Origin of the sequence: Micromonospora sp. NPDC005087 (assembly GCF_042872965.1) — a bacterium.
GTDB lineage: Bacteria > Actinomycetota > Actinomycetes > Mycobacteriales > Micromonosporaceae > Micromonospora.
This window is the reverse complement of sequence record NZ_JBIALB010000017.1, coordinates 43,409-55,928: the sequence shown is the minus strand read 5'-3', so window position 1 is coordinate 55,928 and position 12,520 is coordinate 43,409. Positions and strand designations below refer to the sequence as shown.

At 72.5% G+C, this 12,520-nt stretch carries 9 protein-coding genes; 2 read left to right on the top strand and 7 right to left on the bottom strand.

Features of this window, described 5'->3' with window-relative positions:
- Positions 1 to 125: 125 nt before the first annotated feature.
- Both ACFYPS_RS29515 and ACFYPS_RS29510 read right to left on the bottom strand, forming a co-directional pair.
- The gene (locus tag ACFYPS_RS29515; RefSeq protein WP_387328618.1) at positions 126 to 1,877 is read right to left on the bottom strand and encodes an ABC transporter ATP-binding protein; all 1,752 of its coding nucleotides are present in this window, start codon (positions 1,875 to 1,877) and stop codon (positions 126 to 128) included.
- Positions 1,874 to 3,658, bottom strand: coding sequence for an ABC transporter ATP-binding protein (locus tag ACFYPS_RS29510; protein ID WP_387328615.1), 1,785 nt, complete (start codon positions 3,656 to 3,658; stop codon positions 1,874 to 1,876). Before ACFYPS_RS29510 ends, ACFYPS_RS29515 begins: the two co-directional genes overlap by 4 nt.
- Before the next feature lie 139 nt (positions 3,659 to 3,797).
- On the opposite strand from ACFYPS_RS29510, the gene ACFYPS_RS29505 reads away from it, so the two are divergent.
- Positions 3,798 to 5,504, top strand: coding sequence for a bifunctional 3'-5' exonuclease/DNA polymerase (locus ACFYPS_RS29505; protein ID WP_387328701.1), 1,707 nt, complete (start codon positions 3,798 to 3,800; stop codon positions 5,502 to 5,504).
- A 141-nt stretch (positions 5,505 to 5,645) separates the two neighbouring features.
- A complete protein-coding gene (locus tag ACFYPS_RS29500; RefSeq protein ID WP_354967538.1) occupies positions 5,646 to 6,239 on the top strand; it encodes an NTP transferase domain-containing protein in 594 nt (197 codons plus the stop codon).
- Positions 6,240 to 6,258: 19 nt separating this feature from the next.
- On the opposite strand, the gene ACFYPS_RS29495 is transcribed toward ACFYPS_RS29500, so the two are convergent.
- The 5 genes from ACFYPS_RS29495 to ACFYPS_RS29475 all read right to left on the bottom strand — a co-directional run bounded on the left by ACFYPS_RS29495 (position 6,259) and on the right by ACFYPS_RS29475 (position 12,519).
- A complete protein-coding gene (locus ACFYPS_RS29495; RefSeq protein ID WP_354967539.1) occupies positions 6,259 to 6,906 on the bottom strand; it encodes a DJ-1/PfpI family protein in 648 nt (215 codons plus the stop codon).
- Between the two features lie 43 nt (positions 6,907 to 6,949).
- On the bottom strand, positions 6,950 to 7,906 hold the full coding sequence (locus tag ACFYPS_RS29490) for a GlxA family transcriptional regulator (protein ID WP_387328612.1): 957 nt from the start codon (positions 7,904 to 7,906) through the stop codon (positions 6,950 to 6,952).
- 73 nt (positions 7,907 to 7,979) lie between these two features.
- A complete protein-coding gene (locus tag ACFYPS_RS29485) occupies positions 7,980 to 9,389 on the bottom strand; it encodes a GH1 family beta-glucosidase (protein ID WP_387328609.1) in 1,410 nt (469 codons plus the stop codon).
- The gene (gene yicI / locus ACFYPS_RS29480; RefSeq protein ID WP_387328606.1) at positions 9,386 to 11,626 is read right to left on the bottom strand and encodes an alpha-xylosidase; all 2,241 of its coding nucleotides are present in this window, start codon (positions 11,624 to 11,626) and stop codon (positions 9,386 to 9,388) included. Before yicI ends, ACFYPS_RS29485 begins: the two co-directional genes overlap by 4 nt.
- Positions 11,623 to 12,519, bottom strand: a complete 897-nt coding sequence (locus ACFYPS_RS29475; protein WP_354967543.1) for a carbohydrate ABC transporter permease — start codon at positions 12,517 to 12,519, stop codon at positions 11,623 to 11,625. The genes yicI and ACFYPS_RS29475 overlap by 4 nt, the downstream gene beginning before the upstream one ends.
- Between the last annotated feature and the right edge of the window lies 1 nt (position 12,520).

Below are 12,520 nucleotides of genomic sequence, written 5' to 3'. Positions count from 1 at the left end.
AGGAAGGGCCCCCTATTAACAACACCTCCTCGGCCGGTGCCGACTCCAGCGCCTGCGCGTGCTGCGGGGGTTTGTTAATAGGGGGCCCTTCCTCTACCGGAGGCGTTAAAAAGGTGCCCTTCCTTTCACCTCGGGTGGTCGTCGGCGTGGGCGTGCCAGGAGTGCCACAGCGCGGCGTACGCCCCGTCGGCCGCCACCAGCTCGTCGTGGCTGCCGATCTCGGTGATCCGGCCGTCGGCCAGGACGGCGACCCGGTCGGCGTCGTGCGCGGTGTTGAGCCGGTGCGCGATGGCGATGACGGTCCGCCCGACGAGCAAGGCGGCCAGCGCCCGCTCGGTACGCCGGGCGGTCGTCGGGTCGAGCGCGGCGGTCGCCTCGTCCAGGATCAGCGTGTGCGGGTCGGCGAGCACCAACCGGGCCAGCGCCAGTTGCTGCGCCTCGGCGGCGCCGAGCTGCCGGGCCCCGTCCCCGAGCGCGGTGTCCAGGCCGTCGGGCAGGTCGGCGTGCCAGTCGGCGCCCACCGTGACCAGCGCGGCGCGCATCTGCTCGTCGGAGGCGTCCGGGGCGGCGAAGGCGAGGTTGTCGCGTAGCGAGCCGATGAAGACGTGGTGTTCCTGGGTGACCAGGGCGATCCGGCGACGACGCTCGGCCGGGTCGAGGTCGGTCACCGGGCAGCCACCGATGCTGACGACGCCGCGGCGCGGCGCGTCGATCCCGGCGAGCAGCCGGGCCAGGGTGGACTTGCCGGCCCCCGACGGGCCGACGACGGCCAGCCGCTCCCCGGGCCGCACCTCCAGGTCGATGCCGTGCAGCACGTCGCGCCCCCCGCCGTACGAGAACCGCGCCTCGCGCACGACGAGTCGCTCTCCCCGTGACGTGGCGACCGTGCCGGGCGGCTCCGGTGGGACCAGGCCGACGCCGAGCACCCGGGCGAACGACGCGAAGCCGCGCTGCGCCTGCTCGGTCCACTGCAGCAGCCGGTCCAGCGGATCGATCGCCTGCTGAAGATAGAGCGCGGCGGCGACCACCGCGCCGAGCGACACCATCTCCTCGGCGAGCAGATACCCGCCGACGAGCAGGACCATGGCGATCGGCAGCGGATAGCTGGCCTCCACCACGCTGAAGAACACCGTACGCAGCGCGAGGGTCGCCCGCCGGGCCCGCCACAGCCGGGTGATGCGGGTGGTGCCGTGCCGGATACGGTCGTCGGCCAGCCGCAGCGCCTCGACCGTGCGGGCGCCCTCGGCGGTGGTGGTCAGCGTCTCGGTCAGCTCCGCGGCCGCCGCGCCCTCGGTGAGGTACGCGGAGCTGGCCCGCCGGAGGTACCAGCGGGTCACCGCCCAGATCGACGGCAGCCCGGCCAGCGCCGCCAGCCCGAGCAGCGGGTGCAGCAGGAAGACCGCCCCGAACAGCAGCGTCAGCTGCACCGAGGCGATGACCATGGTGGGCACCACGTCCCGGACCGTGGTGCCGACCGTCGACACGTCGACGGAACTGCGGGTCGCCAGGTCCCCGGAACCTGCCCGCTCGACGACCGAGACGGGCAGCCCGAGCGTCCTGTCGACGAACTCCTCGCGCAACTCGGCGACGGCCCGCTCCCCGAACCGGTGGCCGGCGTACTGCGCGTACCGGGAGAGCAGCGCGCTCACCAGGACGCACCCGCCGATCGCCAGGGCCAGGCGATCCACCGTGGTCACGCTCGCACCCGCGCTGACCCGGTCGACGATGGTGCCCAGCAGCCACGGCGGGGCCAGCCCGGCGACCGCGGCGGCGCCGTGCAGCGCCAGCACGACGCCGACCGAGCGCCGGTGCCGGCCGATCAGGTCCCGCAGCGCCCGGCGTACCGTCCTGCGGTCCGCCACCGGCAGTCGGCTCACGGATAGGCCCCCTCGACGTCGGCGGGTCGGTCCACGTCGGGATCGGCGCTGTCCCGGGCCACCAGGTGCCGGTAGCCGGGGTCCTGGTGGAGCAGGTCGGTGTGGGTGCCGGTGGCGACGATCCGGCCCGCACGCAGGTGAGCGACGAGGTCGGTCCGGCTGAGCAGCAGCGGCGAGGTGGCGAGCACGACCGTCGTGCGGCCGGCTCGCGCGGCACGTAGCCGTTCGGCGATCCGCGCCTCGGTGTGCGCGTCCACGGCCGACGTGGGGTCGACGAGGATCAGCACCTCCGGCTCGGCGAGCAGCGCCCGGGCCAGGCGTACCCGTTGGCGCTGGCCGCCGGAGAGCGTCCGGGCCCGGGCGTCGATCACGGTGTCCAGCCCGGCCGGCAGCGCATCGACGATGTCCTCGGCCGACGCGGCCCGCAGAGCCGCGCTGATCCGACCGTCGTCGACCCTCAGCCGGTCGTCGTCGTTCAGCCGGTCGTCGTCGGACTCGGTTCGGGAGAGCAGGACCTCCCGCAGCGTGCCGGGGAACAGGTACGAGTCGTGATCAGCGACCACGATGCGCGCGCGGATCTCGTCCAGGGCGATCCCGGTCAGCGGCACGCCGCCCCAGGTGGATTCGCTGGCCACGTACCGGCCGAGCCGGTCGGCCAGGGCCAGCGCCGCCGAAGGATCGTCGGCGGCCACGCCGGTCAGCCGGCCGACGGGAACGGTCAGCCCGGTCACCGGGTCGTGCAGGTCCGCGGGGTGCTCCGGCGCGGAGACGACGTCCCGGCGGCGTCGATCCGGAACGCCACCCCGCCGATCCGGTGCGCTGCGCGGGCCGCCGACGTCGTCCGGGGTCAGCTTGAGCAGGGCGACGATCCGCCGGGCGGCGACCCGCCCGCGGATCAGTTGGTGGCTGCCTTCGAGCAGGAACCAGACCGGCACGATCAGGGTCGCCACGTAGCCGTAGATGGCGACCAGCTCACCGATCGTGACATCACCGGCCACCGCCATCCGGGCCGTCAGCCACACCACCGCCGCCAGGAACAACCCGGGGATGGCGACGGTCGCCGCGTCGATCCAGCTGTTGACCGCGCCGACCCGGTAGCCCTCGGCGAGCAGGTCGCGGGATCTGGCCGCGTACCGGCGGGCGAACAGGTCCCGACCGCCCACCCCGGCGAGCACCCGTAGCCCGGCCACGATGTCGCCGGATCGGGCGGTGAGCGCGCCCTGCTGCTTCCGGTAGACCGATTCGGCCCGCTCCAGGCGGCGTAGCAGCGGACCGACGACCAGCCCGACGGCGGGCACTCCCACCAGGATGCAGAGCGCGAGCACCGGGGAGATCGACCAGAGCACCACGGCGATGACCGCGTACGCGACGATCGCGCCGACCCCCGGCCCGGTCAGCGTGAGCACCTGCGCCGACCAGTCGATGTCGGAGCCGCCGATGGTGGCCACCTCGCCGGCGGCGACCCGGCGCGGCAGCACCGCGCCGATCCGGGACAGCTGCCGCAGTACGACGGCGGCCGAGCGGGCCTTGGCGTCCTCCCGGATGAAGGTCATGGTGCGGTGCCGCATGATGCCCAGGTACGACAGCCCCGCACCCGCGACGAGGATCGCCGCCACCCAGAACGCCAGGGCCTGGGTGTCGCCCGCGCGCAGCCCGTCGTCGACGGCGCGGGCGATCAGGTAGGGCCGGACCGACAGCCCGATCATCCAGGCCGTCCCGAGCAGGCTGCCGCGCAGCACCCGCCAGGGCTGGCGGCGGACCAGCCACCAGAGGTACCGCATCGGACCCCCGGTGTCCGGAGTGCCAGGATCGGAATGCGGAATCTGCGGGGGCACCCGGCCACGCTACCGAGCCCTTTCACGACCCATCGACCCGTTTGCCGGCACGCGCCGAGATGTAAGGAAGGGCACCTTTCCATTCCTGTCACAGGGGCGAGGCAGAATCGCATCTGTGCTGGTGGCGGTGGTGGCGGATGAGCGGGGTGGGGGAGAGCTGCGCCCGCTGGACGCCGCCGGCCACCCCACCGGTCCGACCGAGGTCGTCACCGACCTGGCCGCGGCGGTGGCGGCGCGGGAGGCCGCCGAGCGTCCGCGCTGGGTCTGGCCGACCGCCGGCGCGGTCTATCCGGCGTTGCTGCGGGCCGGGGTGCGCGTCGAGCGTTGCCATGACGTGGAGCTGACCGAGGCTCTGCTGCTCGGCCACGCCGGCCGCTGGGGTGAGCCGCGTTCGTTCGCCGCCGCCTGGGCCCGGCTCAGCGGTGCGCCGGTGCCACCCGACCCGCCGCCGCGCCCGGTCGCGCCGCCGGGGCACGGGCAGGGGGCGCTCTTCGACGCGCTGCCCGGCCCGCCGGGCCCGGGGGTCGACGCCCTGACCCGGGTGTACGCCGACCAGGTCGCCCGGGTCGCCGTCACCGAGCATCCGGGTCGGTTCCGGCTGCTGGTGGCCGCCGAGTCGGCCGGCGCGCTGATCGCGGTGGAGATGGGTGTCGTCGGGCTGCCGTGGCGGGCCGAGGTGCACGACGCGATCCTCGCCGAGCTGCTCGGTGAGCCGTCACCAGTCGGCGGCCCGCCGCGCCGGCTGGCCGAGCTGGCCGCCCGGATCGCCGACGCGTTCGGCGTCCGCCAGCTGCACGCCGACTCCCCGGCGGAGCTGCTGAAGGCGTTCGCCCGGGTTGGGGTGGAGCTGCCCAACACCCGGGCCTGGGTGCTGCGCGGGGTGGACCATCCGGCGGTGCCGCTGGTGCTGGAATACAAGGAGCTCTACCGGATCTGGACGGCGCACGGCTGGTCCTGGCGCGAGCAGTGGGTTCGCGACGGGCGGTTCCAGTCGGAGTACGTCCCGGGCGGGGTGGTCTCGGGCCGCTGGGCCACCCGGGGCGGTGGCGCGTTGCAGATCCCGAAGGTGATCCGCCGGGCGGTGGTGGCCGACCCGGGCCGGCGGTTGGTGGTGGCCGACGCCGGCCAGTTGGAGCCCCGGGTGCTGGCGGCGGTGTCCGGTGACGTCCGATTGGCGGCGGCGGGTGGGGCCGGTGACCTGTACGCCGCCCTCGCCCGGGACGCCTTCGCCGGTGATCGGGCCCGGGCCAAGGTGGCCCTGCTCGGTGCGATGTACGGGCAGACCGGCGGGGCGGCGGTGCCCGCGCTGGCGGTGCTGAAGCGCAGCTACCCGACGGCGTTCGGCTACGTCGAGGCGGCGGCGCGCACGGGTGAGGCGGGCGGGCTGGTGCGCTCGTGGCTGGGGCGCACCTGCCCGCCCGGCTCGGCCGGGTTCGGCGACCCGGACGGGGCGACCGACCCCGATGGCGTGGCCGACCCGCAGAGTCCCCGGGCCCGCGCCGCCCGGTCGCGGGGGCGCTTCACCCGCAACTTCGTCATCCAGGCCACCGCCGCGGAGTGGGCCTCGACGCTGCTGGCCACGCTGCGCACCGAGCTGGCCGGCACCGACGCCGAGTTGGTCTTCTTTCAGCACGACGAGGTGGTCGTGCACTGTCCGGCGGCACAGGCCGAGGCGGTGGCGGAGGCGGTCGGTCGCAGCGGTGAGCGGGCCACCGCGCTGCTGTTCGGCGACACTCCGGTGCGATTTCCGCTGGATCTGTCCATCGTCGACTGCTACGCCGACGCGGCATAGCGGACGATTTTCCTATTTGCCCCGCTACCCGAGGCCTGCCGCACTCGTTGCATCCGGTGTCCGTAGGACGGGACGGACCGGGTGCCGCCGTGCCCGGTCCGCTCCACGGTGGAGGGGGCCCAGCTGAACCGGATCGCAGGAATGATCATCGCCGCGGGCGGGGGGCGCCGCATCGGTGGTCCCGAGGCGCTGCTGCACCAGGGGGAGAAGCCCCTGGTCAACCAGATGATCGACACGATGACCGAGGCGGGCTGCGAGCAGATCGTGGTCGTACTGGGTGCCGCCGCCGACCAGGTCCGGGAAACCGCCGACCTGGGCAGGGCCACGGTGGTCATCAACAAAGCGTGGGGCACCGGGGTCGGCTCGTCCATCCGCGCCGGCCTGGCCGCCATGGAGGACGAGGGAATCGAGGCAGTGGTGGTGGTCCCGGTCGACATGCCGGGCCTGACCGCCGCCGCTGTCCGGCGAGTGGCCGCACTGCCGTACCCGGACGTGCTGGTCTGCGCCACCTACGACGGGCTGCGCGGCTACCCGATGCTCTTCGGTCGCCGGCACTGGCCCGGCATCGCCACGCTGGCCAGCGCCGACGTGGGCGCCCGACCGTACCTGCTGGCGCACAAGGACCAGATCGTCGACATCGGCTGCGACTCGGTGGCCGACGGCAGCCGGGTCGACACCCCGGAGCTGATGGCGCTCTACGGCCTGACCGTCCCGCCGCAGCGGGTCGGGGTCTAGGGGGTCGGTGACCGGCAGGTCACCGCGCCACTCTGGCCGCGCTGTCGTACGCCGCCGCCCGTGCGACCACCTCGGGGGTCGCGCGGGAGGGGTGGCCGCTGTCGAACGGCGGTTGTGGGTCGTACTCCATCCAGAGCTGGACGGCCTCCGCGGTCGTCCGGTCGGTGAGGAGTTCGACGAGTCTCAGCCCCATGTCGATGCCGCTGGACACTCCGGCGGCCGTGATGATGTGTGCGTCCGGTTCCTCGACGATCCGCTGGTCTGCCGGTTCGGCGCCGAAGCGGATCAGCTCCTGCGCCGCGAGGTAGTGGCTGGTGCTCCGTCGTCCCCGCAGCAGGCCGGCGGCCCCCAGGAGGATCGAGCCGGAGCACACGGACGTCGTCCACGTCGTCGTGTCGTGGATCCGCCTGATCCAGGCCGGCAGGGGCCCGGTGAGAGCCGGAATGGTCCCCGGCCCGCCCGGGACGATGAGAACGTCGGTCGCTTCGACGTCGTCAAGCGCGGACTCGGCCACGAGGGAGACCATCCCGCAGTCGTCCCGGACGGGACCGGGGCGTTCGGCGACCAGGACCACGTCAATGCCCGGGGTGAGGGCCAGTGGCTGGTAGACGCCGATGACGTCCAACGCGGTGAAACGCTCGTAGAGCGGAATGACGACATGGGTCATCGGAGGTCCTTCCGGTCGAGAGGGATGAGCAAGGTGTCCGCGGTCAGAGGGTCGAGAAGCGCGCGCGAAATGCGCCCGGGGTCGTGCCGAGTCGTTCACCGAACACGCGTCGGAGCGACTCGGCGGATCCGAGTCCCGCCTTGGCCGCCACCGTGTCGAGGCCGAGGTCGGACTGCACCAGCAGGCGTTTGGCGGTCTCCAGGCGAAGCTCGGTGAGGTAACGACCGACGGTGAGGCCCGTCTCACATGCGAACAGGCGCTGGAAGTGCCGGGGCGACATGGCGAACTGCGCGGCAAGGTCGTCGACCCGGTGTGTCGCGGCCGGATCGGCGTCGATGGCCCGTTGGGCGGCGGCTATCCGCTTCTCGGTGGCGCGTTCCAACCACACCGGGCCGGAGAACTGAGCCTGGTGTCCGGGGCGGTGCAGAAACATCACGAGCCAGCGGGCGATTTCCTGGGCGACTCGTGCTCCATGATCGGCGGCCACGACGGCCAGTGCCAGGTCGATTCCTGATGTGACCCCACCGGAGGTCCACACCGGGCCGTCGTGCACGTAGAGGGCGTCGTGGTCGACGGTGACGTCGGGAAACCGCCGACCGAGGTCCCGGGACACGGACCAGTGGGTGGCCACCCTGCGACCACTGAGCAACCCGGCCCGCGCGCACAGGAACGCCCCGGAGCAGACGGACAACAACCGCGTGGGGCGGCATGCTGCCAACCAGGCGACGAGATCGGCGTGCGCATCCTCGGCCGCCGCCGTGCGGCCACCGGGCACGACGAGGGTGCCGGCCCGGACCGGTTCTCCGAGCGCGTCGGCCGCCAGGACGAGGCCGCTCTCGGACGCCACCTCGGCCTCCGCACCCACCAGCCTCAGGTCGTACGCGGGACGCCCTCCGCGTGCCGCCCGGTGCTGATTCGCCCCCGCCAGGACCTCCCACGGACCGGTGACATCGAGGGACTGCACGCCCGGAAAGGCGACGACGGTGACGGGCTCGGCCATGGTCCCAGTCTGCAGGCGGGACCACCGTGGCGCCATGACGTCATACCCACGGATAGTGACACCTCGGCCGTGGTCAGTCCGCCGGCTGGTCCGGCGTCCCGGTCTCGACCAGACGCCGGTACCAGTGCGCGCTGTCCTTCCAGGTGCGCTCCTGGGTGTCGTAGTCGACCCGGATGACCCCGAACCGCCGGTCGTAGCCGTAGCCCCACTCGAAGTTGTCCAGCAGCGACCAGACGAAGTAGCCCCGGACGTCCGCGCCCTGCTCGCGGGCATCGGCCACGGCGGCGATGTGCCGGCGCAGGTAGTCGACGCGCCGCTCGTCGTGCACCGTGCCGTCGGCCGACACGACGTCGTCGAACGCCGCGCCGTTCTCGGTGATCATCAAGGGCTGACCGGGGTACTCGTGGCGCAGCCGCAGCAGCAGCCCGGTCAGCGCGGCGGGGTCGATGTTCCAGCCCATCGCCGTGTACGGGCCGGGCTGAGGCAGGAAGTCGACGTCGTCGGCGCCGACCCACGGTGAGTGCGCCGAAGCGCCGTGACCGTCGGCGTCCGAGCGGGCCGAGTGCCCGTCCCAGGCCCGGACCAGGGTGCTGGAGTAGTAGTTGACGCCGAGCATGTCCAACGGGACGGCGGCCACCTTCTCGTCGCCGTCGCGGACGAACGACCAGTCGGTGACGCTCGCCGTGTCGGCCAGCAGGTCCGCCGGGTACGCCCCGCCGAGCATCGGCCCGAGGAACGACCGGTTGGCCAGCGCGTCGATGCGCCGCACCGCGTCGGCGTCCGCCGGCGAGTCCGACTCCGGCCGGATCACGTGCAGGTTCAGCGTCACCGAGAGCTCGGCCGCCGGCGCCAGCTCGCGGACCACCCGCCCGGCCAGGCCGTGCGCCAGGTTGAGGTGGTGCACCGCGGCCAGCGCCGCCGCCGGTTCGCTACGCCCCGGCGCGTGCACGCCGGAGGCGTAGCCCAGGTACGCCGAGCACCACGGCTCGTTCAGCGTGGTCCAGGTGTGCACCCGGTCGCCGAGCGCGGCGACGACGCCGGCGGCGTACTCCTCGAAGCGCAGCGCGGTCTCCCGCACCGGCCATCCGCCGGCGTCCTCCAGCTCCTGCGGCAGGTCCCAGTGGTACATCGTGGCGACCGGGCGAACCCCGCGCTCCAGCAGCCCGTCCACCAGCCGGGAGTAGAAGTCCAGGCCGGCCTGGTTGAAGCGGCCAGAGCCACCCGGCTGCACGCGCGGCCACGAGATGGAGAACCGGTACGCGCCCAGGCCCAGCTCGGCGATGTGGTCCAGGTCCTGCTGCCAGCGGTGGTAGTGGTCGGCCGCCACGTCGCCGGTGTCGCCGTTGAAGGTCCGGCCGGGGGTGTGGCTGTAGGTGTCCCAGATGGACGGCCCGCGCCCGTCCTCGGTGGCCGCGCCCTCGATCTGGTACGCCGCCGTGGCCGAGCCCCAGACGAAGCTCTCCGGGAAGGTACGTGACATCATCGCGCCGCCACCTCCGTGCCGGCCACCACGCAGTGGTACGCCGACGAGGCGCCCGCCACCAGCTCGGCGGTGGCCACCCCGTCGCGGAAGCTCACCTCGAACTCCGCGCCGGGCCCGCCCCCGGGCGCCGGTACGCGTACCCGTTGGCGTTGACCCTCGGCCGGTGTGTAGAGCCGCAGCTGCACGCCGTCGGCCCAGTCGTAGTCGGGCCGGTCCGAGCGCGCCCCGAACGGGATGATCGCACCCGGCCGGGCGAGCACCGGCACGCTGTCGAACTCGTGCTTCTCGGTGACCCACGCCGGCCCGGTGAGCTGCGCGCCGGTCACCAGGTGCGTCCAGGTGCCGGCGGGCACGTAGAAGGTGACCTCCCCGTCGGCGCTGAGCACGGGCGCGACCAGCACGTCGGAGCCGAGCATGTACTGCCGGTCCAGGTGCGCGGCGGTCGGGTCGTCCGGGAACTCCAGGATCATCGGCCGCATCATCGGGATGCCGTCGCGGTGCGCCTCCTGTGCGGCGGCCGCCAGGTACGGCATCAGGCTGAGCTTGAGCCGGGTGAAGTGCCGCAGCACGTCGACGGCCTCCTCGTCGTACGCCCACGGCACCCGGTACGAGCCGGAACCGTGCAGCCGGGAGTGCGAGGACAGCAGCCCGAAGGCGATCCACCGCTTGAACACGGCCGGGTCGGGGGTGCCCTCGAAGCCGCCGATGTCGTGGCTCCAGTAGCCGAAGCCGGACGCCGCCAGGGACAGCCCGCCGCGCAGCGACTCGGCCATCGCCACGAACGTCGACTCGCAGTCGCCGCCCCAGTGCACCGGGAACTGCTGCCCCCCGGTGGTGGCCGAGCGGGCGAACAGCACCGCCTCACCCTCCCCACGCTCGGCCTCCAGTAGCTCGAAGACCGCCTTGTTGTAGAGGTACGAGTAGTAGTTGTGCATCCGCTGCGGGTCCGAGCCGTCGTGCCACACCACCTCGGTCGGGATGCGCTCACCGAAGTCCGTCTTGAAGCAGTCGACGCCCATGTCCAGCAGCACCTTGAGCTTTCCGGTGAACCAGCGGACCGCGTCCGGGTTGGTGAAGTCGACCAGCGCCATGCCGGCCTGCCACTTGTCCCACTGCCAGACCGACCCGTCCGGGTTGCGCACCAGGTAGCCGGCCTGCCGGCCCTCCTCGAACAGGTACGAACGCTGCGCGATGTACGGGTTGATCCAGACGCACACCTTCAGGTCACGCTCGTGCAGCCGGCGCAGCATCCCCTCTGGGTCCGGGAAGGTCGCCGGGTCCCAGACGAAGTCGACCCAGTGGAACTGGCGCATCCAGAAGCAGTCGAAGTGGAACACCGACAGCGGCAGGTCCCGCTCGGCCATCCCGTCGACGAACTCCGTCACCGTCTTCTCGTCGTACGAGGTGGTGAACGACGTGGACAGCCACAGCCCGTATGACCAGGCGGGGACCCGGGCCGGACGGCCGGTCAGCGCGGTGTAGCGGCGCAGCACGTCCTTCGGGGTGGGCCCGTCGATGACGTAGTAGGTGAGCGACTGCCCCTCGACGCTGAACTGGGCCTGCGTGACGACCTCCGAGCCGACCTCGAACGACACGTGCTCCGGGTGGTCCACGAACACCCCGTAGCCGGCGCTGCTGAGGTAGAAAGGCACGTTCTTGTACGCCTGCTCGCTGGCGGTGCCCCCGTCGGCGTTCCAGATGTCCACGGTCTGGCCGTTCTTCACGAACGGGCCGAACCGCTCGCCCAGCCCGTACACCGTCTCGCCGACGCCGAGGGCGAGCCGTTCGTGCACGTGCCGGCGGCCCTCGCCGTCGGTGACGACGCCGACGCTGCGCCCGGTGGACGCGGTGACCAGCCGGTCGCCGTGCAGGAAGTCGACCCGCCACCCGTCGATGAGCGCGACCCGGGCGGTCAACTCGCCGGTGGTCAGCGACGCGCTGATCCCGGTGATGTCGACGGTCACCGGATGCTCGTCGTCGGTGGCCAGCCCGAAGTGGGGCTCGCGGGGCAGACCGCCGCTGTGGTGGCCGATGGTCACGCCGACGACACCCGGGGCGGGGGAGAAGAACCGGACGGTGACCACGGGCCGGTTGAGGGTGTCGCCGCGCCCGGTGAGCTGGCCGGCCGGCGCGAAGACGGTGAAGCCGCGCTCGTCCGGCTCGACCGATTCCACTGTGCCGGGGCGCAGCACGCTGACGCCGGGGCGCAGTTGCCAGTACCCGTCGGTGAATTTCACTTCTCGGCTCCTGCCGTGATGCCGCGCGCCAGAGTGCGCTGGAAGATGAGGAAGAAGATGATGGCCGGCACCAGGCTGATCAGCGAGCCGGCGTTGGTGGTCGGGGCGTCCATCAGGCGGTCGCCCTGCAACGACGCGAGCGCGACCGGGATGGTCTGCGTCTGGTTGTCGATCAGCATGACCAGCGGGATCAGGAACTCGTTCCAGGTCCAGATGAAGAAGAAGATGAGCAGCACCGCGAGGGTGGGCCGCAGGTTGGGAAAGACCACCCGCCACAGCACCGTCCACTTGCCGGCCCCGTCCAGCGAGGCGGCCTCCAGCAGCGAGCGCGGGAACGTGCTCAGCACCGAGGCGAGCAGGTAGGTGCCGAACGCGCTCTGGATCACGGTGAAGATGATGATCACCGAGAGTCGGGTGTTGTAGAGGCCGATCTCCTTTGCCACGTAGTAGAGCGGATAGATCAGCGCTTCCTGCGGCAGCATGTTGGCCAGCAGGAAGAGCCCGACGATCCAGAGCCGGCCGCGGACCCGGCCGATGCCCAGGGCGTACGCGTTGAGCAGCGAGACGACGACGCCGAGCACCGCCACCGAACCGGCGATGAGCGCCGAGTTCCACAGCTTCAGCGGGAAGTTCACCGTGGTCCAGTACGTCCGCAGACCTTTGGTGTAGAACTCCGTCGGCCAGCTCAGCGGACCGCCCGAGGAGTAGTCGGTCGGCGACTTGAACGCGTTGAGCAGCATGAACGCGAACGGCACCAGCATGGCGAGCGCGGCGATCGTGACCACGGCGAGCACCACCCAGCGGGCGGCGCCGCGGCGGTGCCGGTCACGGCCCGGCCTGCTCTGGCGCGGTGCCAGCACCGAGCCCTCGGCCGGGATGAGCGTGACGGCCATC